Source organism: uncultured Thiocystis sp., from assembly GCF_903866365.1.
GTDB lineage: Bacteria > Pseudomonadota > Gammaproteobacteria > Chromatiales > Chromatiaceae > Chromatium.
The window spans coordinates 53,284-73,869 of the sequence record NZ_CAIPNF010000242.1 but is presented as its reverse complement, the minus strand read 5'-3'; the positions used below and the strand labels follow the sequence as shown (position 1 = coordinate 73,869).

The window sequence follows — 20,586 nt, the reverse complement described above, 5'->3', positions numbered from 1 at the left end:
GACACGCCCAGTCCTGGAGGCGCAAGGCATGCCGATTAATTTTCGAGCGCCCTGGGCACCCGGGCGAAGGGCTTGAACGCGGGCTCATGTTCGAAATGCGGCCTGAACAAGGGCTCTCCGAAGAGCGCACCCTGCGCCTGCTGACAGCCGATGGTCAGCAGAAGCTGCCGCTGCTCGTCGGTGCGCACCCCATCGGCCAGAATCTCCAGATCCAGCGCCTGCGCCATGGCAATGAGCGCCTGAACCACGGCCAGATCATCGCGCGAATCGGGTAGCGATTCGATAAAATTGGGGTGAATCCTCAGCGTTTTGATCGGTAGGCGCTGCAATGCCAACGGCGAGATCCAGCCAGCTCCGACTTCATTCAACGTGATCGAGACACCCAGCCGGCGCAATCCCTCGAAGACCTCGGCGATCTGTTCGGGGTGTTTTTGGAGCAGGGACTCGTTAAACGCCAGATCCAGCCGGCTGCCCACCAGCGGGTTCTCCGCCAGCAGGCGTTCGAGGGTCTGGTTCAGGTGGCCGCGGGTGAGTTGCGCTTCGGAGACCGGCACGGAAAAAACGCCGATGGTCAATCCATGTTCCAGCCAATTCTGGACTTGCCGACAGGCTGTCGCAAGCGCCCACTGCCCGAGTTCGGCCATGAAGCCACACTCATCGGCCAGTGGCAGGAAGCGTTCTGGCGGGACAGGACCGATTTCCTGCTGATCCCAGCGCAGCAATACCTCGACGCCCACATAGAGCCCCGATTCCAGGTTCGCGCGGGGACGGTATGCCAGTCGGTATTCCCCTTTGATGAGTCCGTTCCGCAGTCGCTCGATCAGGCGTTGGTGTTCAGGGACCGCATTGTCGTGCTCGGGCGGCGAGATGCGGACGCCGTTGCGCCCCTGTCGCTTCGCTAGTCTCAAGGCGGACTCGGCATGGGCGAGCAGGGCGTTGCGGTCGTTGTTCATGCCAGTATCGAAGGCGACGCCGATACATGCAGTGACGGATATCCGGTGGTTGCAGACGTCGAGGTCGGCGCACAGGGTCGCCTGAAGACGGCGCGCGATCTCCTCGATCTCCTCGCTCCGGTCGATGTCCTCGCAAATGAGTCCAAACTGGTCGGCGCGGAGCCGGGCCAGGGTATCGGTGGAGCGGACCGCGATCCGCAACCGCCGCGCGACCGCACGCAGCAGGGCATCGCCGATCCGATGACCCAGGCTTGAGTTGACATGGGAAAAGTGATCCAGGTCGAACAGCATCAAGGCCAGTGGCATGGCTTTGCCGCGCCCGAGTTCGATGGCGTGCTCAAGGCGCGATTCGAAGAGCAGACGGTTGGGTAGTTTGGTCAAGGCATCGTAATGGATCAGATAGTCGGCGCGACGCTGCGGTGCGTGATTGCAGTCGGCGAAGACGCCCACGAAATTGATCACTTTCCCGTGTGCGTCCTGCACGCGCTGGATGGTGAGTTTTTGCAGATAGATCTCGCCATCCTTGCGGCGGTTCCAGATCTCGCCCTGCCAGGTGCCGCGGCGGGTCAGCAGGCGCCACATGCCGATAAAATAACTTTGAGGATGCCAGTGGGAATTCAAGAGATTGGGCTTGCGGCCCAGCAGCTCTGACTCGCGATAGCCGGTGATCCGGGTAAAGGCTGGATTGCTGGCGACGATATAACCCGCGGCATCCGTGATCAGCACGCCCTCGGCAGTGGCCGCGTAGACGGCGGCCGATTGCAGAAGACGCCGTTCCGTGTCCCGGAGGGACGTGGCATCCCGGATGTTGACGACGACGCCGGTCACCCTGCCCGCAGCGTCGCGGTGGGGGAAGAGACGTACCTCGGCACCGCGCGATGCTCCGTCAAGGGCCGTCTCGCGGATCTCTTCGACGTGAACCTGGCCGGTGTCAAGACAATCGCGGAGATAACGGTCAAGGACTGCGGTTACTGGATCGTCGTTCCCGATGTCCTTGAAATCGCGTTCGAGGATCTCCTCATGCGAGCATTCGATGGCCTTAAGGAAGGCTTCGTTCATCGCCTTGATACGACCTCCGCGATCCACGAAAGCGATCCAGTCGGGAGAAGCGGAGACGATGTCGGCATAGCGATCGAGGAGCGGATTCGTGTCATCTCGCCATGCGGGTTCAAGGATAATCGAGAGGAGTCGCGGTAAACTTTTCGTGCCTTCAAAACAGCGTGAGAAGACGACAGAAACGGGGCCTGTCTTCACCTTCGCGTTGACGAAATGCAGTTCCAGACGAACGTCATGTTGTTGCGGGGAGTTCAGTAAGTCAGCGAGTAATTGCGTGTTGACGTTGTGGGCCAGATCGGCAAGAGAGCGCCCGAGCACTTGTGTGTCGGCGTAACCAAGCAAGGCCAGAAATGCCTGATTCACGGAGATGATGCGCTGCTGGTGGTCCAGTATCAGCGCACCCATGGGCAGCGCGGCGAACAGGGGCATGGATGGGAGATTCCACACGGAACAGGTCTGACGAGGCGAATGGTCGATTATACGCAGAGAATCGCATCGTTGCGTTAGACAGAAACAGCGAAAAGCCGGGCACGCGCCCGGCTTTTTGTGTACTCAACGGTGTCGTCGGCTGCGGTCAGAAATTGCAGCCGGCGGTTGCCGATGACTCAGCACGAAGTCTGCTCGACCGGACGCGGTTGTGTTCGGCCGAGCGCCGTTCAGGCTGCCGCCGCTTGCGTTATGTCGGCCTCGATGGAACGGCTTGGTCCGCTGCTGACCTCGATTTTCCGGGGCTTCATCGCCTCGGGGATTTCACGCCGCAGGTCGATGTGCAGCAGGCCGTTTTCCAGCCGGGCTTCCAGTACCCGCACGTAATCGGCAAGCTGGAATTTCCGCTCGAAGCTGCGGTTGGCGATGCCGCGGTAGAGGAACTTCCGCTCAGAGGCATCCTCTTCCTCGGGGCGTCCGCCGGAGACGGTCAGGATGTTTTCCTTGGCCTCCAGATTCAGATCCCGTTCGGAAAAGCCGGCGACCGCCATGGTGATGCGGTAGGCGTTCTCGCCGCTGACCTCGATGTTGTAAGGAGGGTAGCCGCCTGGCTCGGTGCGATAGGCGGTTTCAAGCGCGGAGGTCATCCGGTCGAAGCCGATCATGGAGCGGAACAGGGGCGAAAAGTCGATGGTTGTCATGAGACATATCCTCGGTTCGAGCAATATGGAAAAGGCGCGTTCGACGTGAACCGCGCGGTCTGCAAGCCTCTATCGAGCGCCTGCGTTGGTGATATTAGTGACGGTGACGAGGGGGATCAAGAGGGGATGGCAAAAATTTTATGTCAAGTCATGTCGGCCTCTCGGCCTGTCGGCAAGGCTTGGATGAAGGCTGGTTCCAGTGCGCAAGCATCCTCGGGTGCGTTGAGATTGGCGAAGCAGCCGGGGCGGTCGCTGAAATCGACCAGGGCGACCCGGTGCCGGGCATGCCAGAGATCGACCTTGCGCTCGCCGGCGGCGAGGAAATCGCGCAGGCTCTCCGACAGCGCGACCGGCACCAGCGCATGCACGGATTGCCGCCGAGCGCCCGCGACGGCGACCGCCAGTTCCGCGTCCTGCTCGATCACGGCCTGGGCGAGCCGCGCGCCCAGATCGGGCGGGGGTTGCGGGCCGTCACAGGGCAGGGTCAGGATCCATGCGGTGCGAGCCGCGTGCATCGCGCTGAGAATCCCCGCCAGTGGTCCCTGAAAACCTTGCTCAAGGTCGGCGACCACGGGAAAACCGTAGGCGCCATAGGCGTCGAGATTGCGATTGGCGCTGATCAGCAATGTGCTGACCTGGGGCGCCAGCGACTCGATCGCCCATTCCACCAGCGGCCGGCCGGCGAACGGTAGCAGTCCCTTGTCCCTTCCACCCATGCGCCGCGCCTGCCCGCCGGCGAGGATGACGCCAGTGATCGACAGCTTCGAGGGCGGCGCGATCGTCATCTCGAGGGATCCTGGACATAGAACCGCGTCGGTCCGTTCGCCGAACCGCTGCGGTTCTCGGAGTGGGCGTGGACGCCGATTACTCGATGACGACGCGCGCGTTGAGGGTCTGGCAGGTGTTGAAATGGGGGTCAAGTTCGCCCCAGTGCTCCGGCCCCTCGGCGCCGGAATACCCCCAATGCGCGCCATGATCCGCGAGCGCGAGTCCGCTGCCGGCCATGAGTGTCAGTGCCATGAGCGTGGTTCGGTTCATCGTTTTCCTCGTTCTTGTGGTGGATGTCGGCAGGCCGGCGCGAAGGACGAATGTCCGTTAGAGGCATAAGGTTACAATAATTTTCGTCCGGCATCGGGCGTGTTGCATCGGGCGGATCCCAGGCTCCGGCGCGTGAGGTTACGGGTCGCCGGGCGGGTCTGGCGCGTGGTCGATCTCCCTGGAGCCCGCGGCCCGAATCTCCCGCAGACGCGACAGGATGCGCTGTTCGAGCCAATAGACAGGCCGCCAGGGGAGGGTGCCCGCGATGAACCCTACATGCCCGCCATGGGCGGCGAGTTCCAGGGTCACCCCTGGGCCGAGTTCGTGTTCCCAAGGGAGTGTGGTCGGGAACATGAAGGGATCGTCGGCGGCCTGGACGATCAGGGTCGGGGTCTCGATATGGGACAGGAAGGGTCGGCAACTGGCGCGGCTGTAGTACTCGAAAACTCCGGCGAAACCGTGCAGTGGCGCTGTAATCTGGTCGTCGAACTGATTGAAGTCGCGGATGTCGTCCAGATCGACCGCGAGCGGCAAGGGGCGGCCCGCGAATTTGCGCCGCAGGTTCGACTTGAGTCGGTTCAACAGGTGGCGGCGATACAGACGGGACACCCCAAGATTCAACCTGAGCATGGCGTCGCGCAGCACGAAGGGCACGGAGACCGCGATGGCGGCACCGATCGGCGGGCGCTCGGTCTCGCCGAGATATTTGAGCAGAAGATTGGCGCCGAGCGAGAAGCCCACCGCGGCGGCGAGCGGTTCGTCCTCGTCCTGGCGGAGCGCCGCGAGCACCTCGGCGAGATCCTCGGTCGCGCCCGAATGATAGGCGCGATCCAGCCGGTTCGGCTCGTGCGAGCAGCCGCGCAGGTACATGAAGATCGGCCGAAACCCTTCGCGGGCAAGAGTCGCGACGAGGCTGCCCGCGTAATGGGAGTCCAGATTGCCTTCGAGCCCATGCACGATCAGCACGCGCGGGCCGGCGGATCCGCCCAGCGCGAGGTCGATAAAATCGCCGTCGGCGAGTTCGACACGCCGCCGGATCAGATCCGCGCTCGGCCGATGCCGCGTCAGGCTGGGCCAGAGGGTTTGCAGGTGAGCGCCGGGGAGCCACCAGGCCGGTCGAAAATCGCTTGTCGTGATCCTGCCCATTCGGATACCCGTCGCTCGTGAAGCCTCTCGCAGTCTTTCCGCGCATTGAGGGAAAACCGCCATGTCGCCTATACTGCACGCATTCCGCGCACGCCTGCCGCGCAAATCGTCATGGCGGCGGTTATGCCCCCCCGCCTGAACCAGGAAACCGAAACCGATGATGCGGAAACCTCTTCCGACCCTGATTGCCCTGCTGCTCTGTGGCTTCGTCACTGTCAGTCAGGGCGAGGATCTCATCCAGATCTATGATATCGCGGTCGAGAGCGACCCGACGCTCCGCGAGGCCGAGCAGACCCTGTTCGCGACCCGCGAGGTGATGCCTCAGGCACGCTCGCTGCTGATGCCCAACCTCAGCGTGACAGGCGATCTTGGATATCAGCGCGTCGACAGCAGCGGAAACAGTTCATTTGGCCCTTTCAGCCGCACCGATAGCTATGACACCCGGGGCTTGCAGGCTGTTGTCAATCAATCGGTGTATAACCGGGCGAACTGGATGACGCTCAAGCAGTCCGATAACGTCATCGCGCAGGCCGAGGCGCAATATCGCAACGCCCAGATCGATCTCATGGTCAAGACCACCGAGGCGTATTTCAATGTTCTGAGGGCGTCCGATGCCGTGACGGTGCTGGAGGCACTGTTGCGCGCCAACGAGCGCCAGTTGGAGCAGTCCCGGCAGCGTTTCGAGGTTGGGCTGGTCGCCATCACGGACGTGAACGAGAGTCAGGCGGCCTATGACCGCTCGCGCGCCGACGTGATCACCGGCAAGAATACGCTGGGCAATGCCTGGGAGGCGTTACGCGCCATCGTGGGGCCGATCAGCGTTCCGCTGGCGCGGTTGGGCGAGCAGTTGCCCCTGGCGCCGCCCGAGCCGAACGAGATCGACGCCTGGGCGACGACCGCCGTGCGGAGCAATTATGGTATCGTCGCCGCCAGCGAGGCGGCCAACGCCGCCAAGCGAACGATCGATATCGAGCGTTCCGGTTACTATCCCTCGGTCAGCGTGCAGGCCGGATACGACCTATCGCGCTCGGGCGCCGAGTTTAATACCGATTCCGATACGAGCTTCGTCGGACTGTCGGTGAATGTGCCTCTTTATCAGGGCGGGGCGGTGGCCTCGCGGACCCGTCAGGCGGGGTATCAATTCCGCGCCGCGCAGGATCGGCTCGACCAGGTGCGCCGGCAGGTGGATCAGCAGGTCAAGGACGCCTTCCGCGGCATCCTCACGAGCATCGAGGACATCAAGGCCCGTCAGGCGGCGATCGTCTCGGCGCGCTCGGCCCTGGAGTCCACCCAGGCGGGCCTGGAAGTCGGTACGCGCACACAGGTCGACGTGCTGAATGCGCAGCGTAATCTGTTCCAGGCCGAGTTCGATTATCTGGACGCGCGCTACAACTACATTATCAACGGGGTCAAGCTGCATCAGGCCACCAGCACGCTGACACGCGACGTGCTGGAAAAAGGCAATGCCTGGCTCAATCCCGCCGATGTCGTGCCGCCGCCCGCGAGCTGAACCGAGCCGTTCCCTTATGTCCGGCAGCAGCTTCGGAAAACTCTTCGTCGTGACCGGCTTTGGCGAGAGCCATGGTCCGGCCCTCGGCGGTGTCGTCGACGGTTGTCCGCCCGGTCTCGAACTCGCCGCCGCCGATCTGCAACGCGATCTGGACCGGCGCAAGCCGGGGCAGTCGCGTCATACCACCCAGCGCCGCGAGTCGGACACGGTCGAGATCCTGTCCGGCGTCTTCGAGGGCCGCACCACCGGCGCGCCCATCGGTCTCCTGATCCGCAACGAGGACCAGCGGTCCAAGGACTATTCCGAGATCGCCGAGCGCTATCGTCCCGGTCACGCGGACTACACCTACGATCAGAAATACGGCGTGCGCGACTATCGGGGCGGCGGGCGCTCCTCGGCGCGCGAGACCGCGATCCGGGTCGCTGCCGGCGCCATCGCCAAGAAATATCTGGCGGCGCGTCGCGCCATCCTGGTGCGCGGGTATCTGTCCCAGCTTGGCCCCCTCCGCCCGCAAGGATTCGCCTGGGACGAGGTGGAGCGCAACCCCTTCTTCTGGCCCTGCGCCGCCACGGTCGCCGCTCTGGAAACCTACATGGACGATCTGCGCCGGGAGGGCAACTCCATCGGCGCGGCCGTGACGGTCGTCGCCTCGGGGATGCCGACCGGTCTCGGCGAGCCCATTTTCGACCGGCTCGATGCCGACATCGCCCACGCGCTGATGAGCATCAACGCCGTGAAAGGCGTGGAGATCGGCACCGGTTTCGGTTGCATCGAGCAAAAGGGCACGGAACATCGCGACGCGCTGACCCCCGACGGTTTTCTCTCCAATCACGCCGGCGGCATTCTCGGCGGCATTTCATCGGGTCAGGACGTGGTCGCGCGGATCGCGCTCAAGCCGACGTCCAGCATTCGTCTGCCGGGGCGCACCATCAATGCCCGTGGCGAGGCGTGCGAGGTCATTACCACGGGCCGCCACGATCCTTGTGTCGGCATTCGCGCGACGCCCATTGCCGAGGCGATGCTGGCCATCGTTCTCATGGATCACCTGCTGCGCCAGCGCGCGCAGAATGCCGAGGTGCTGCAGCCGACTCCGGCGATCCCCGCCGCGCGGCTGACGTAAACCGCGTCCCGAGCGAGACGGGTCAGTTCGGCGCCAATCCTCCGGCGTCAGCATCGATGCGGTTGATCCCGAAAAGCTGTCAGCTTCATTGAATCTGAAACCTGATCATCGCGCCTCGCACGTCAGGGCTCATTGATCGGGGGCAGACCTCGATCAGCGATAACCTTGGGAACACAACGGCTGGCGGCTGGTCGCTGGCGGCTGTCCGCTGACCGCTCATGCTCTGTAGGACACGGCGTAATGCCTTACTGGCGTCTCTCGGCATACTACCTCTGCTATTTCGCCTCGCTTGGCGCGCTCGTGCCCTATTGGGGCCTGTATCTCCAGTCCGAGGGGTTCGATGCGCTGGCCATCGGGCAGCTTCTGGCGATTCTGTCGGGCACCAAGATCGTCGCGCCCATGGTCTGGGGACACATCGTCGACCGGACCGGACGCCGGATGCCGATGGTGCGGCTCGGGGCGCTGCTCTCGGCGCTCGCCTTCGTCACGGTCTTTTTCGCCGATGGCTTCTGGAGCATGGCGGCGGCCATGGTCCTGTTCAGTTTTTTCTGGAACGCCTCGCTACCCCAGGTGGAAGCGGTCACCTTCAATCATCTGCGACAGCGACCCACCGGCTATGCGCTGGTCCGGCTGTGGGGCTCGGTGGGCTTCATCCTGGTGGTGGCGGTGCTGGGTCTGCGTCTGGAACGGGATTCGCTCGCCATCGTGCCGGTTTGGGTGCTGATGCTCTTCCTGGGCGTCTGGCTAAGTTCGCTGACGATCCCGGACAGCGCGCCGGTCCACGACGATCGGCCGGCGCTGTCGCTGCGCGCGCTCCTGCGGCGTCAAGAGGTGCTGGCCTTCTTCGCGGCCTGTTTCCTGATGCAGCTCGGCCACGGCATCTATTACGCCTTTTATTCGATTCATCTGGAAGCGGCGGGGTATTCGAGCGTCGCGGTCGGCAATCTCTGGGCGCTCGGCGTGATCGCCGAGGTGCTGGTGTTCCTGATCATGCATCGGCTGCTCGATCGCTTTGGCGCGCGCCGAGTGCTGCTCTGGAGTCTGGGGCTCGCCATCCTGCGTTGGCTGTTGATCGGCGCCTTCATCGAGGTTCTGGCCGTGCAGGCGGTCGCGCAGCTTCTGCATGCCGCGACCTTCGGCACCTTTCATGCCTCAGCCATTCATCTGGTCCATCACGCCTTTCCGGGGCGGACCCAGGGGCGCGGTCAGGCGCTCTATAACAGCCTGAGCTTTGGCGCCGGCGGCGCGGCCGGAAGCCTGCTCGGCGGACTGCTGTGGGACAGCTCCGGCGCGCTCGTCACCTTTGGTGTCGCCGCTGGGGCGGCGGCGGTCGGCCTGAGCGTGGCCTGGCGCTGGGCTAAGCTGTGAAAACGGATGCCACATAACCTGGCATGTTATGATGGCATTCATCCAATTTATTCAGGCCCGACGTCGCGGACGTCTCGCCGGATCGCCGAGCGCGGTCTCCAGCGAGGGTCAACCGCGTCTTCGATTCCGGCCTCATCTTCGCCATTCTCTCGCGCCTTGTCACTATGCCAGCCTCCCAAGCTCCCTATGCGATTTTCCCCGGGCGTCGTTATCCCTCTGGGGCCACCGTCGAGGACGACGGTGTCAACTTCTCCATCTTCAGCCGCCATGCCTGCGGCGCCGAGCTGCTGCTCTATGCGGGCGCCACGAGCCCTGAGCCCTTCCAGATCATCCGGCTCGATTCCCAGGTTCACCACACCTTTTTCTCTTGGCACGTTCTGGTGGTGGATCTGCCGCCAGGCACCCATTACACCTGGCGCCTGGAGGGACCGAACGAGCCTCGCGATCATGGCTGGCGTTTCGATGCGCGGATCGAACTGGTCGATCCCTGGGCGCGCGCCGTCAACGTCTGCGACTGGAACCGCTGGCGCCGTCAGCGTGACGGGGTACGGCCCCACGATTCGCCGCGCGGCCTGGTCCTCGCCGAAGAATACAACTGGGAGGGCGATACGCCGCTGCGGCTGCCCTCCGAGCAAACCATCATCTACGAGCTGCATGTGGGCGGCTTCACCCGGCATCCCAGTGCGGGGGTCGAGCATCCGGGAACCTTTCTCGGGCTGATCGAGAAGATTCCCTATCTTCAGGAGCTCGGGATCACCCACGTCGAACTCATGCCGGTCATGGCCTTCGACGAACAGGACGTGCCCGAGGGGGTGTGGGACGCGGGTCTGCGCAACTATTGGGGCTACAGCAGTTTCGGCTTCTTTTCGCCGCATCCCGGATACTGCGTGACGCCCGAGCAGGGGACGCATCTCAGCGAATTCCGCGAGATGGTCAAGGCCCTGCATCGCGCGCGCATCGGGGTCATCATGGACGTGGTCTTCAACCACACCAGCGAGGGCGGGGTCGGCGGGCCAACCCTGACCTTCAAAGGCATCGGCAACGAGACCTTTTATTGCCTGGACGGAATCGACAAGGGCCTCTATCTGGATTTCACCGGCTGCGGCAATACCGTCAACGCCAACCATCCGATCGTCGCCCACTTCATCGTCGACGCCCTGGAATACTGGGTGCGCGAGATGCACGTCGACGGTTTCCGTTTCGATCTCGCCAGCGCCATGGCGCGCGATGCCAACGGGCGTCCGATGGCTAACCCGCCGGTGCTGTGGGAGATCGAACTCTCCGACACCCTGGCCGCGGCCAAGATCATCGCCGAGGCCTGGGATGCCGCCGGTCTCTATCAGGTCGGCAGCTTCCCCGGTTACCGCTGGATGGAGTGGAACGGCCGTTATCGCGATACCGTCCGCAGCTTCGTGCGCGGCGATCCGGGGCTGGTCTCCGAGGTGGCGACCCGCCTGTCCGGGAGCAGCGATCTCTATCAGGCGAATCTGCGTCAGCCCATCAACAGCATCAATTTCGTGACCTGTCACGACGGTTTCACGCTGTGGGATCTGGTCTCCTATGACCGTAAACACAATCAGGCCAACCGCGAGAACAATCGCGACGGCAGTAACGACAACCAGAGCTGGAACTGTGGCGTCGAGGGCGAAACCAATGACCCGCAAATTCTGGCCCTGCGGCGACGTCAGGCCAAGAATCTGCTGACGTTGCTGTTTCTCAGTCAAGGCGTCCCGATGCTGCTGGCGGGCGACGAGGTGTTGCGATCGCAGAATGGCAACAACAACACCTGGTGTCAGGACAACGATCTCGGGTGGTTCGATTGGTCGCTGGTCGAGCAAAATTCACACATGCTGCGGTTCGTGCGCGGTCTGATCGCGCTGCGCAAGCGTCATCCGAATCTGCGTCGCCGCCACTTCCTGTCCGGTGTTGCGCAGCAGGGCTCGGATCTGCCGGACATCGTCTGGCACGGCGAAACGCTGAATGCCCCGCCCTGGAACGATCCGCTGGCGCAATCGCTCGCCTTTACGCTGGCCCAAGCGCGCCTGGGCGAGACGCAGCTGCATGTCATGATCAATATGAGCGAAGCGGCGCGCCGTTTCGAGTTGCCCGCGCTGCCCGCCGTCCGCTGGCATCTCGCGCTCGACACCGGACGCGCCTCGCCCACGGATATTATCGATCCATCGGATCAGGTCGCCGTGGACATGACCCCGTTCTTGCTGCGTTCGCGCAGTATCGTGGTCCTGGAAGGGCGAGGCTCTTAAAAAACAAAGCCTTCGGGCTCCACGACCTTGGCCAGGGACGGCACGCAGGTCTCAAAGAGTGTCTCGCGGCTGAAATTTCGACCGTCGAGTCGGGTGATCAGCAGCGCCTCCATGACCGGCTCCTCGCCGACGATGCAGAACAGACGCCCGCCCACCGAGAGTTGATCCTGGAGCATCGGCAGCGAGGCGTCCGTCGGCATCGAGCCCGTGATGGCGATCGCCTCGAACGGACCGCCCGTGACGGGGCCGGCCAGGCCGTCCCCCTCGCGCACCTCGACGCCCTCGAACTTCAGTGCCGCCAGACGTTCGCGGGCCGCGGCGGCCAGCGTCGGGTCGATCTCGATGCTGATCGCACGCCCGCCCAGCCGGCTCAGGCAGGCCGTGACATAGCCAGTTCCGGTTCCGATCTCCAGCACCTTTTCGCCGGGCCGCACGTCGAGCGCCTGCAACAGACGGCCGACGACTTTCGGGGCGAGCATGCTCGTCCCCGCGCCGATCGGCGCCTCGATATCCGCGTAGGCCAGCCCGCGATAGGCGTCGGGCACGAAGGCCTCGCGCGCGATCGCGGACATTGCGTCCAGGACGTGCTCGTCGAGCACGTCCCAAGGACGAATCTGTTGCTGGATCATATTGAAACGGGCAAGGTCGAAGCGGTTATCCATGTCTGGCGGGTTCTCCCGATCTCGTGATAATGAAGCGGCTGATGAGCCTACTGAGTTTAGGCGTCAACGGCAATAAATTCACTACCGAGTGTCGGTCTATAATAGACAGTTTCGCTGGGTGTAACAAAAATGAACGTCTCACGTCTCAAAAGAGTGACATTAATCTTGGTCATCTTTTTGATTTTAAAAAATAAAAAAATCATGCCAATTAGGCTGTCTCAACTTTGTGACAATCGACAGTTTGCTTGTGCATATAACACATTGATTATTTGTGATTTTATTTTTGGCGCTAAATTTGCTAAAGCTTTGATGGAAGTAACGCTCGACGTTCAGCTTCCGGATATCAATAGAAGACGGAGATCCCGGACGACGTTCTTGGGGTGACCCTAATCATTGATTAATGGACCGTACTGCCTTCTCCAATATTACAAATACCTAACTTCGAGGTGCATCTATGAAACTTGCAACATTTGCCTTAGCGACAGCTCTTAGCGTACCTGGCATCGCCGGGGCTGCAACCTTTTCCGGGAGTTTCAACCTCTCCGGCTCCGCATTTAGCGATCCGGGACTGGTGATTCAGGTCGCTCCGAACCCGGGCAACTTCACCTTCGATCTGGACGTCGGCCAGTCGACCACCGTCGACCTGTTCGACATCTGGACGAACGAGGGTTCGCTCCAAAACGATGACCTCGCTTCAAGCTCGATCGCCGCCGCCTTCAATTTCACCAATCCGCTGACTTCGGGCAATCTCTCCGGCACAAGCTTCGGCTCCGTGAATTGGCTCTGGTTATTGCAGACACAGACAGGCAACGTCGATTGGAACAATCCCCTCAATTTGACCTTCGGAAGCGGCGGATTGCTCTCGATCACACTTAATGACGCAGACTTCAACAAAGGTTACTACAAGCTAAATCCAGGTCGGAATAATGGCGCCACGATCAGCGCGACCTTCACCTATTCAGCCGCCCCGGTCCCGCTACCAGCCGCCGTCTGGCTCTTCGGCTCCGCTCTGTTTGGTGTGGCTGGCATCGGCTATCGTCGCAAGCCTGCGTAACCGAGTATTGCAAGCATCGCACCGAACGGCTAACCAACTGGCACTTTGCTAGTTGTGATCGCCGGAACGATCCGATTGGACCGCCCCGTTTCGTCATCGAAACGGGGCGATTTTTTATGCACCGATTGCCAGCCAATCAGCTCGCTCTCATCCGTCCAGTGCTTCTCCTGGATCGTGTCGTCGAACATCAGTACCGTCAGAGCAGCGGCTTGCTCAAGGTGATGGCCAATCCGCGAAAGTACGCTTTATCACTCTGGACGCGCTTTAATCGACCACCGGCGCATAGCCCTGGCTGCGCACGCCCTGTAACAGGTTGTCCACATCGTCTGTCGGCACGCCGAGCATCTCCAGTGCCTCCGCCCCGAGGCGCAGACTGCTTTCGATCGCCTCGGGATAGGCGCGGGTCGCGCCCGCGCGGATCAGACTGGCACAGGCTTCCAGATCGCGCGCCCGCGCGATGACTGGCACCCGCGGATAGTTCATCCGGATGTGCGAGACGGCTCGCAGTGCGGTCGGACCGTGATCGATGGTCAGAATCACCAGCGAGGCATCCTCGATCTGGGCGGCGGTGAGCAGTTCCAGATCGCCGATATCGCCGTAATACACCGCGCGTCCGTCCCGTTCGCCCCGTTCGACATGCGCCGGATTGGTGTCGAAGGCGATGTACGGGATATTGTTCACTTCCAGCAGGGTGGCGATGGTATGTCCCACGCGCCCATAACCGGCCACCACGACCCGTCCCTGGGAGGTGATGCCGGTCGCTTCTTGGTCGAAGCACAGGGGGGGCGCGGTGCGACGCTCTGTGCGGATGGCCAGTGTGTCGCCGATCCGCACCAGCAGCGGCGTGAGCAGCATGCTGACCGAGATGACGCTGACGGCGATGACAAAGGTGGCCTCGTCGATCACCCCTAAAAGCTTGGCGGAACCGAACAGCACGAAGCCGAATTCGCCGCTCTGCGCGAGCAGGAACGCGAGTCGGGTCGCGATCCCGCGGGGCAGCCCGAAGATCAGGGCGATCAGAAACAGCACGGCCAGCTTGATCGCCAGGATCACCAGGACATGCTGGGTCAGCAGCCAGGGCTGCGCGGCAATGGCGGGCAGATCGATGGACATGCCGACGGCGACGAAGAAGAGGCTCATCAGGAGTCCCTTGAAGGGCTCGATGTGGGCCTGGATCTGGAAGCTGAAGCGCGTGGAGGAGAGCAGCATCCCCATCAGAAAGGCGCCAAGGGCCATCGAGAGCCCCGCTTTGTGCATGGCGCCGGCGGCGAGAAAGACCGATAGCAGCACCACCAGCGCAAAGGCATCCCGATTGTTCTGACGCAGCAGACGCTCCAGCGCGAAGGGTAGGACATAGCGGCCGAGGATCAGGACCATCCCGATCATGGCGATGACCATGAGGAACTGCTCCCACCAGGGCGCGGCGTTGGCGGCGGCGCCCAGATCCGAAAAGAGCGGCACCAGGGCGAGCAGGGGCACCACGGCGAGATCCTGCATCAGGAGCACGGCAAAGGCGGCGTTGCCATGGCGGGTCGCGATATCGCCGCGTTCGTGGAGCAATTGCATGACCAGCGCGGTCGACGACAGCGCCATGGTCAGCCCGATCAGCAGCGCCGCCTGCCAGGAGGCTTGATAGAAGGAGATATAGGCCGCGATGGCGCCGCCGCACAGCAGAATCTGCACGGTCCCCAACCCGAAAACCTCCCGGCGCAGCGCCCAGAGACGCTTGGGCTGCATCTCCAGACCGATCACGAACAGCAGCAGCACCACGCCCAGTTCGGTGAAATGGCGAACATCCTCGACATGCGGGGTGACATTGGGTCCGGGCGAATAGGGACCGACGACGATGCCGGCGACCAGCAACCCCAGAATCGACCCGAGCCCGAGATGCTTGAACAGGGTGACAGCGAGCGCCGCCGCGGTCAGCAGCACGATGGCGGAGAGAACGAAGCTGTCTAATTCCATGGCAGCTACTTTAGCAAGATCCGATGGTCAAGGGTGCGAAACCGCGCCGCGTCAATCCTGGTGAGCGACGCAAAGAGCAAAGCGATTCCAAGCGGAGTATTTCCAGCGGGGCGCGGTGACGGCGGCTATCATTCCGAATATTCGATTGCAGTCTACCGCGGGCGTGTGAACTCAAGTGTCCACCATCCTGATGCGTCGCCCGGTCTTGGCCTGGGCACTTTACGACTGGGCCAATTCCGCCTTTGCGACGACGTCTCCAGCGCGCGCGAATTCGACCTTGTTTCGGCCTTCGGCTACGCGCTGGGCTATGTGGGCGGAGGCCTGCTGTTCGCCGTCAATGTGCTGATGGTCAAAAACCCGGATTGGTTCGGCCTTGCCGGCCCCGGCGAGGCGGTCCGCGCCTCCTTTCTCTCCGTGTCCCTCTGGTGGGCGCTGTTCACGGTGCCGATAGTATTCATTGGGAGGGCGGCTCGTCGCGCGCGTCGTGCTTGACCCGATAATCCTGATAATGACGGGCGAACAGCGCTTCCAGTTCATCGATGACGACGACAGCAGCGCGGCCCTGCAGAACGTGAGCGGACATCAGGGCCGAAGTCTCGTTGAGCAGCGCTCCGCGCTCAAGCATGTCGTAGGTGTGCGACAGGCGCTTGATCGCTCCGACCACGCTTTCGGTGTCTGGACGCGGCAGCGACCGTGGCTCTCGCGGTGGCGTTTCGCCGGAGTCTGCGGGTTGGGCGCGCTGCGCCAGAAAGTCCGCGAAGGCGAGCAGCGTCTGGCGGTCGGCGGGGGACAGCTTCTGGAAGATCTTCGCAAGGGTTACGCCATCGGCGGATTCCAGGGTCCGTTTCAGCATCTCGATCGTCCGCGTGTAAGATTGCGCTCGGTCTGACGACAAGCGTGGCGGGATGACAACCGGACTGCGCGGGAGCGGATTATGTGCGTTTGCATTGATGGCGGCAATAGTCGCGGGCGAATTCCAGAAGTTCCTCCATCACGCGCAGACGGAATTTCTGCTTCTGATGCACGAAGGAAAAGGGCCGGTCCAGCGGCGGATCCAAGGGGAGCGCGACCAGGGTTCCCAGCTTCAACTCCTTTTGGATGGTCGTCCCGGAAACCACGGAGACGCCCATGCCAGCCTCGACCGCACCCTTGAGCGCCTCCGGGCTACCCAGTTCCATGGCGATCTTCAGGGTCGAATGACCTTCGGGTTGATGCTGTAAATGATCGCTGATGACTTCGCGGGTTCCGGAGCCCTCCTCGCGACAAATGAAGGGGTATTCCAGCAGTTGCTCGAACGTCACTTGCTGGAGCGCGGCGAGCGGGTGACTGGGGTGCATGATCGCTACCAGCGAATCGCGTTTGCAGATCTCCACCACCAGATTTTTGTTGGCGACCGGAGCCTCCACGACCCCCAGATCGATGGCATTATTCTCCACCATCGACACGATCCCTTCGGTATTGGAGACCTTGAGATGGATGGCGACATCCGGATAGCGCTCCTTGAAGTCCCCGAGCAGCGGGGGCAGCATGTACTCGGCGATCGTGGTGCTGGCGCCGATGGTGAGCACGCCGCTGATCTGGCCGGTGATCCCGCAGACCGCGTTTTCCATTTCCGCGTAGAGTTCGAAGATGCGGTCGGCCGATTCGCAAACCTTGCGGCCGGCATCGGTGAGACTGATGCGGTTATGGGTGCGGTCGAACAATCGAGTGTTGAAGTGTTCCTCCAGTTGGCGAACCTGGAAGGTCACCGCTGGTTGAGTCATGTGGAGCGTTTGCGCGGCCTTGGTAAAACTCAGCAGCCGCGCGACCGTATGAAACACCTGTAGCCTGCGATCAGCCATCGAGATGCCACTCTATTATGAGATGCCTACATAGAAAATGTTTATATCATAGACGCTCGTGACGATATAGTTTCAGTTTTACTCGCCTAAAAACCGAATAAAAAATCATGATTTTTGAGGAAACGTCTCATGCTCAAGCACCGGCTCACACGCTCGATCGGTTTCATCCTGGCGGCCAGCGCGGTGGGTGTCCAGAATCCAGCCGGCGCGGCCGGTTTTTCGCTGCCCGAAGCCTCCACTGCCGGCTTGGGAACCGCCAACGCGATGGTCGCGAACCCCAACGAAACGGGCGCCTTCCCCTACAATCCGGCCGCCATGGGTTTCCATGACGCCTCCAGCCTGTCTCTCGGGACGATCGTGATCGGTCCCGGTTTTAGCGTCGAAACCGCCAGTGGCGAACACGATAGTCAGGGCGCGGATTGGTTGGCGGGGCCGATGTTCCAGGGCATGTTCAGGCTCAACGACCAGTGGCGGCTCGGTCTGGGCCTGACGGCTCCGTTCGGGCTTGAGACGCGCTGGCGGGATGGCACCTTTCCGGCGGTGAGCGGCACCGTCAAGCTGCCGGTCCCGCCGCCGCTCAACCCTAAGGTTCCGCGCGGCAATCATCCGACCGCCAGCAAACTGGAGATTCTGGACTTCAGCCCGACCGCGACCTATCGCGTGACCGACGATCTGAGCCTCTCCGGCGGGCTGGACATTTACTGGGCCAAGACCGCACAGCTCGATTCGACCGCCGGGGAACTCCGCGGCGACGGCGAGGGGACTGGCTTAGGCTTCAATCTCAGCGCGCTCTACCGTCACGGCGCCTGGAGTCTGGGCGGTGCCTTCCGTTCGGCCGCGACCCTTGCGCTCGAAGGCGATTACCGGGCGCTCAGCCCGACCCTGGTCGCACTCGGACGCTTGGCGCCGACGCAGGAGGCTGAGTTGGATCTCGATCTGCCCTGGCGGCTGCAAATCGGCGTGCGCTACGCCGTCGACGATCGATTGGCCGTGGAGTTCGACGTGACGCGCACCGGCTGGAGCGAATTCAAGGAACTCAAGATCAAGGGGAAAAACACCGGCGCGCCCATCTTCACCGACTCCAATCAATGGGATGACGCCAACGCCTATCGCCTTGGCGCCACCTACCAATTGCGCCCCGAGACTCAGTTGCGCGTCGGCTATGCCTACGATGAAACCGGCCAGGGAGACGATCGCTTCAGCGCCCGGGTGCCGGATAATAACCGTCACCTGTTCAGTCTCGGTCTCGCCCAAGCACTGGGGCAGGGGTATTCGCTGGAGGCGGGCTACATGTACGTGGTCGCACAGGATCGCGACTATCGCGGCGATACCCGTTATCTCCCCGGCGGCGCACTCAATGGCACGGATGCGCTCAATGGCGATTACTCGATGGATGCGCATCTGCTCGGACTGGAGCTCGTCAAGGTCTTCTGACCTCCGCGTCTCCTGGGATCGCCGAGGACAGCTCGCCGATCCCAGGGCGCCGTGCGCGGTATCCGGGTGTGGCTGGTCTTGTGCCGGTCAAATCGGGAATGTATCGATGGACACTTTCTTCATGCGCTCAGCCGCCAAAGAGTTCGTAGAAAAAGACCTGCATCCGCTGCCAGGAGCGGGCGTCGGCCTGGGCGTCGTAGCCCAGATTGTCCATGCCGTATTCGCTGGCCTTGGGGTTCGTGAAGCCGTGGCGCGCGCCGCCATAGATGTTCATCTCCCAGTTGGCACCCGCCGCCTCCAGTCGATTCTGGAAGTTCGCCACCACCTCCGGGGCGACGAAGGTATCCGCCTGCCCATGCTGAATCAGGAGCTTTGGCTTGATCTTGCCCTCGGCCTCCTCTGGCGCGGCCGGCAGCGAGCCGTGAAAGCTGACGATCCCTTTGAGATCGGTCCCGCCATAGGCCATCTGCAACAGGGTGCCGCCGCCGAAGCAATAGCCGATCGCCGCGATGTTATCGGCATCGACGAGCGCGCTCGCTTTCAGTTGCTCAAGGCCCAGGCCCGCGCGCTGGCGCCAGAGATCGACGTCCGCGGTGATTTCCTGCATCCACTCGCTGGCCTGTCCGCGCTGATCGGTGACGTGATCGCTGCCGTACATGTCCAGGGCAAAAGCCACATAGCCCAGTTCGGCAAGCATGCGCGCGCGCTGTTTCGCATAGTCGTTCAGCCCCCACCACTCGTGAATCACCAGGATGCCGGGGCGTTTTCCAGCGATGGCGTCATCCCAAAACAGATGGCCGGTCAGCGGCGTACCCTCATCGTCATACGTGACCGCCCGGGTCTGGACCTCGGCTTGAACGGTGGTACCAATCGCGAGCAAGACGAGCATGAGCATGCAAATCGGTTGGCGCATGGATTCCTCCAAATGAAGAACAAAGCATGGTTGACGTCGACGGGTCTCGATCGGGAGCGGGCACGGAGCACGTGCCGGCGCTGGGGATGGCGGATCGACTGATCCGCCACCGGGGGAGGGGAGTTATGTCGAGGATTCGTCGGACGGCGGGACTTGCGCCATCTCGAGCAATTGACGCTGGCCGTTTTCGTCCAATGCACGGAAGCCCCGCAGGAGGCGTAACTCGTCATCGCTGAGCGGGTTGCATTCGTCCAGCAACAGCAACCAGGCCGGCGAGACGGTTTCCAGGGCCGCCGCGATCTGATGCGCCGCTTCCAGCCCCATCCGACGAATTCCCTGCTCGTAGTTGCTGATCCTGGATTTGGACAATTGGTCAGCGGTGCGTGCGGACAGTTCGCTCAAGGACCAGCCGCGGCGCTGCCGTTCGGCGCGAAGACGGCTCCCGATCCGTCGAGTGAGTGAGGTAAATTCAGGTTCCACGATACGGTTTCTCCAAGGTTGGCGGGAATCCACGATCCCGATGGCATAACTGTAGCAAAACGATCACGTCGTGTGTGATTCTTTTTTCGTCCCGGATCACTCGCGCGCCTGAGCGATGGGGCGCTCGGGGTAGGTCATCCGACTTGACCGCATTGTTGGACGCGGCGCAAACAGGCTATGATCGCAAGCCGATACCGAATGCTCAAAGATGAAGGTGGTCTATGTTAAGAGACTGGTCAGACATATACCTTGTCGGCATCGCCGAGATCGATCGGCAGCACCAAGGGTTTTTCAACGCCGCGCATCGCCTCTATGAAGAGATTCTCGATCGCGAGGGAAAAAACGCCGTCATCGAGGCCATGACGTTCATGCGGGAATACGCCGGGCAGCATTTCCAGACCGAAGAGGCGTTCATGCGCAAGCATCGCTATCCTGGCCTGAAAGAACATCTGAGGCTGCACGCCCGATTCTTCCGGCATCTGGAAGAACTCGACAATGACCTCATGATGTTCGGTCCAAGTCAGGATCTCGCCGATCGCGCCCTGGATATCACGCAGGACTGGCTGATCGACCATATCGCCGACGAGGATATGTTGTACTCGCTCCATGTCAAGGCCGGTGGTTCGCATGAGGACGCTGCCTAAGTCCGCGCGGAATC

Annotated in this window: 20 protein-coding genes; 8 read left to right on the top strand and 12 right to left on the bottom strand. The window is 62.2% G+C overall.

Annotation, left to right across the window (positions count from 1 at the left end):
- Positions 1-35: 35 nt before the first annotated feature.
- The 5 genes from QZY07_RS13630 to QZY07_RS13610 all read right to left on the bottom strand — a co-directional run bounded on the left by QZY07_RS13630 (position 36) and on the right by QZY07_RS13610 (position 5,320).
- Positions 36-2,438, bottom strand: coding sequence for an EAL domain-containing protein (locus QZY07_RS13630; protein ID WP_295403622.1), 2,403 nt, complete (start codon positions 2,436-2,438; stop codon positions 36-38).
- 227 nt (positions 2,439-2,665) lie between these two features.
- Complete coding sequence (locus tag QZY07_RS13625) at positions 2,666-3,136, bottom strand: Hsp20 family protein (protein WP_295403619.1); 471 nt, start codon at positions 3,134-3,136, stop codon at positions 2,666-2,668.
- 143 nt (positions 3,137-3,279) lie between these two features.
- Positions 3,280-3,921, bottom strand: coding sequence for a molybdenum cofactor guanylyltransferase MobA (mobA, locus tag QZY07_RS13620; RefSeq protein WP_295403616.1), 642 nt, complete (start codon positions 3,919-3,921; stop codon positions 3,280-3,282).
- A 79-nt stretch (positions 3,922-4,000) separates the two neighbouring features.
- Positions 4,001-4,174, bottom strand: coding sequence for a hypothetical protein (locus tag QZY07_RS13615; RefSeq protein WP_295403614.1), 174 nt, complete (start codon positions 4,172-4,174; stop codon positions 4,001-4,003).
- A gap of 138 nt (positions 4,175-4,312) precedes the next feature.
- Positions 4,313-5,320 carry a hydrolase gene (locus QZY07_RS13610; RefSeq protein ID WP_295403611.1) on the bottom strand — a complete coding sequence of 336 codons (1,008 nt, stop codon included), beginning with the start codon at positions 5,318-5,320 and terminating at the stop codon, positions 4,313-4,315.
- Positions 5,321-5,480: 160 nt separating this feature from the next.
- Between QZY07_RS13610 and QZY07_RS13605 the strand changes: the two genes are divergently transcribed.
- From QZY07_RS13605 to glgX, 4 genes are all read left to right on the top strand, one after another.
- Entirely contained in the window at positions 5,481-6,830 is a 1,350-nt protein-coding gene (locus QZY07_RS13605) for a TolC family outer membrane protein (RefSeq protein WP_295403646.1), read from the top strand.
- A 16-nt stretch (positions 6,831-6,846) separates the two neighbouring features.
- On the top strand, positions 6,847-7,950 hold the full coding sequence (aroC, locus tag QZY07_RS13600; protein ID WP_295403608.1) for a chorismate synthase: 1,104 nt from the start codon (positions 6,847-6,849) through the stop codon (positions 7,948-7,950).
- A 240-nt stretch (positions 7,951-8,190) separates the two neighbouring features.
- Entirely contained in the window at positions 8,191-9,318 is a 1,128-nt protein-coding gene (locus tag QZY07_RS13595) for an MFS transporter (protein WP_295403605.1), read from the top strand.
- A 164-nt stretch (positions 9,319-9,482) separates the two neighbouring features.
- Positions 9,483-11,579, top strand: coding sequence for a glycogen debranching protein GlgX (gene glgX / locus QZY07_RS13590; RefSeq protein WP_295403602.1), 2,097 nt, complete (start codon positions 9,483-9,485; stop codon positions 11,577-11,579).
- On the opposite strand, the gene QZY07_RS13585 is transcribed toward glgX, so the two are convergent.
- Positions 11,576-12,241 carry a protein-L-isoaspartate O-methyltransferase gene (locus QZY07_RS13585; protein WP_295403600.1) on the bottom strand — a complete coding sequence of 222 codons (666 nt, stop codon included), beginning with the start codon at positions 12,239-12,241 and terminating at the stop codon, positions 11,576-11,578. The genes glgX and QZY07_RS13585 overlap by 4 nt on opposite strands.
- A 454-nt stretch (positions 12,242-12,695) precedes the next feature.
- Here QZY07_RS13585 and QZY07_RS13580 point away from each other — a divergent pair, with 454 nt between their 5' ends.
- Positions 12,696-13,295 carry a VPLPA-CTERM sorting domain-containing protein gene (locus QZY07_RS13580; RefSeq protein WP_295403597.1) on the top strand — a complete coding sequence of 200 codons (600 nt, stop codon included), beginning with the start codon at positions 12,696-12,698 and terminating at the stop codon, positions 13,293-13,295.
- Between the two features lie 29 nt (positions 13,296-13,324).
- Here QZY07_RS13580 and QZY07_RS13575 read toward each other — a convergent pair whose 3' ends face one another.
- Both QZY07_RS13575 and QZY07_RS13570 read right to left on the bottom strand, forming a co-directional pair.
- Positions 13,325-13,483, bottom strand: coding sequence for a hypothetical protein (locus QZY07_RS13575; protein ID WP_295403594.1), 159 nt, complete (start codon positions 13,481-13,483; stop codon positions 13,325-13,327).
- Between the two features lie 76 nt (positions 13,484-13,559).
- Positions 13,560-15,260: a cation:proton antiporter gene (locus QZY07_RS13570; RefSeq protein WP_295403591.1), complete on the bottom strand. Its 1,701-nt coding sequence runs from the start codon at positions 15,258-15,260 to the stop codon at positions 13,560-13,562.
- Positions 15,261-15,320: 60 nt separating this feature from the next.
- On the opposite strand from QZY07_RS13570, the gene QZY07_RS13565 reads away from it, so the two are divergent.
- Positions 15,321-15,752 carry an MFS transporter gene (locus QZY07_RS13565; protein WP_295403589.1) on the top strand — a complete coding sequence of 144 codons (432 nt, stop codon included), beginning with the start codon at positions 15,321-15,323 and terminating at the stop codon, positions 15,750-15,752.
- Here QZY07_RS13565 and QZY07_RS13560 read toward each other — a convergent pair.
- Positions 15,715-16,113: a hypothetical protein gene (locus tag QZY07_RS13560; protein ID WP_295403586.1), complete on the bottom strand. Its 399-nt coding sequence runs from the start codon at positions 16,111-16,113 to the stop codon at positions 15,715-15,717. The genes QZY07_RS13565 and QZY07_RS13560 overlap by 38 nt on opposite strands.
- A gap of 79 nt (positions 16,114-16,192) precedes the next feature.
- Positions 16,193-17,101: a LysR family transcriptional regulator gene (locus QZY07_RS13555; protein ID WP_295403583.1), complete on the bottom strand. Its 909-nt coding sequence runs from the start codon at positions 17,099-17,101 to the stop codon at positions 16,193-16,195.
- A 129-nt stretch (positions 17,102-17,230) separates the two neighbouring features.
- Here QZY07_RS13555 and QZY07_RS13550 point away from each other — a divergent pair, with 129 nt between their 5' ends.
- Entirely contained in the window at positions 17,231-18,535 is a 1,305-nt protein-coding gene (locus QZY07_RS13550) for a porin (protein ID WP_295403580.1), read from the top strand.
- Positions 18,536-18,662: 127 nt separating this feature from the next.
- Here the strand turns inward: QZY07_RS13550 and QZY07_RS13545 are convergent, their stop codons facing one another.
- Both QZY07_RS13545 and QZY07_RS13540 read right to left on the bottom strand, forming a co-directional pair.
- A complete protein-coding gene (locus QZY07_RS13545; RefSeq protein WP_295403577.1) occupies positions 18,663-19,448 on the bottom strand; it encodes a dienelactone hydrolase family protein in 786 nt (261 codons plus the stop codon).
- A gap of 123 nt (positions 19,449-19,571) precedes the next feature.
- On the bottom strand, positions 19,572-19,928 hold the full coding sequence (locus QZY07_RS13540; RefSeq protein WP_295403574.1) for a helix-turn-helix transcriptional regulator: 357 nt from the start codon (positions 19,926-19,928) through the stop codon (positions 19,572-19,574).
- Positions 19,929-20,149: 221 nt separating this feature from the next.
- Here QZY07_RS13540 and QZY07_RS13535 point away from each other — a divergent pair, with 221 nt between their 5' ends.
- Entirely contained in the window at positions 20,150-20,572 is a 423-nt protein-coding gene (locus QZY07_RS13535) for a hemerythrin family protein (protein ID WP_295403572.1), read from the top strand.
- The last annotated feature ends 14 nt before the right edge of the window (positions 20,573-20,586 follow it).

Excerpts from the sequence above, each read along its gene's own strand:
- QZY07_RS13630 (WP_295403622.1), bottom strand. The coding sequence starts at position 2,438 with ATGCCCCTGTTCGCCGCGCTGCCCATGGGTGCGCTGATACTGGACCAC.
- QZY07_RS13625 (WP_295403619.1), bottom strand. The coding sequence starts at position 3,136 with ATGACAACCATCGACTTTTCGCCCCTGTTCCGCTCCATGATCGGCTTC.
- mobA (WP_295403616.1), bottom strand. The coding sequence starts at position 3,921 with ATGACGATCGCGCCGCCCTCGAAGCTGTCGATCACTGGCGTCATCCTC.
- QZY07_RS13615 (WP_295403614.1), bottom strand. The coding sequence starts at position 4,174 with ATGAACCGAACCACGCTCATGGCACTGACACTCATGGCCGGCAGCGGA.
- QZY07_RS13610 (WP_295403611.1), bottom strand. The coding sequence starts at position 5,320 with ATGGGCAGGATCACGACAAGCGATTTTCGACCGGCCTGGTGGCTCCCC.
- QZY07_RS13605 (WP_295403646.1), top strand. The coding sequence starts at position 5,481 with ATGCGGAAACCTCTTCCGACCCTGATTGCCCTGCTGCTCTGTGGCTTC.
- aroC (WP_295403608.1), top strand. The coding sequence starts at position 6,847 with ATGTCCGGCAGCAGCTTCGGAAAACTCTTCGTCGTGACCGGCTTTGGC.
- QZY07_RS13595 (WP_295403605.1), top strand. The coding sequence starts at position 8,191 with ATGCCTTACTGGCGTCTCTCGGCATACTACCTCTGCTATTTCGCCTCG.
- glgX (WP_295403602.1), top strand. The coding sequence starts at position 9,483 with ATGCCAGCCTCCCAAGCTCCCTATGCGATTTTCCCCGGGCGTCGTTAT.
- QZY07_RS13585 (WP_295403600.1), bottom strand. The coding sequence starts at position 12,241 with ATGGATAACCGCTTCGACCTTGCCCGTTTCAATATGATCCAGCAACAG.
- QZY07_RS13580 (WP_295403597.1), top strand. The coding sequence starts at position 12,696 with ATGAAACTTGCAACATTTGCCTTAGCGACAGCTCTTAGCGTACCTGGC.
- QZY07_RS13575 (WP_295403594.1), bottom strand. The coding sequence starts at position 13,483 with ATGTTCGACGACACGATCCAGGAGAAGCACTGGACGGATGAGAGCGAG.
- QZY07_RS13570 (WP_295403591.1), bottom strand. The coding sequence starts at position 15,260 with ATGGAATTAGACAGCTTCGTTCTCTCCGCCATCGTGCTGCTGACCGCG.
- QZY07_RS13560 (WP_295403586.1), bottom strand. The coding sequence starts at position 16,113 with ATGCTGAAACGGACCCTGGAATCCGCCGATGGCGTAACCCTTGCGAAG.
- QZY07_RS13555 (WP_295403583.1), bottom strand. The coding sequence starts at position 17,101 with ATGGCTGATCGCAGGCTACAGGTGTTTCATACGGTCGCGCGGCTGCTG.
- QZY07_RS13550 (WP_295403580.1), top strand. The coding sequence starts at position 17,231 with ATGCTCAAGCACCGGCTCACACGCTCGATCGGTTTCATCCTGGCGGCC.
- QZY07_RS13545 (WP_295403577.1), bottom strand. The coding sequence starts at position 19,448 with ATGCGCCAACCGATTTGCATGCTCATGCTCGTCTTGCTCGCGATTGGT.
- QZY07_RS13535 (WP_295403572.1), top strand. The coding sequence starts at position 20,150 with ATGTTAAGAGACTGGTCAGACATATACCTTGTCGGCATCGCCGAGATC.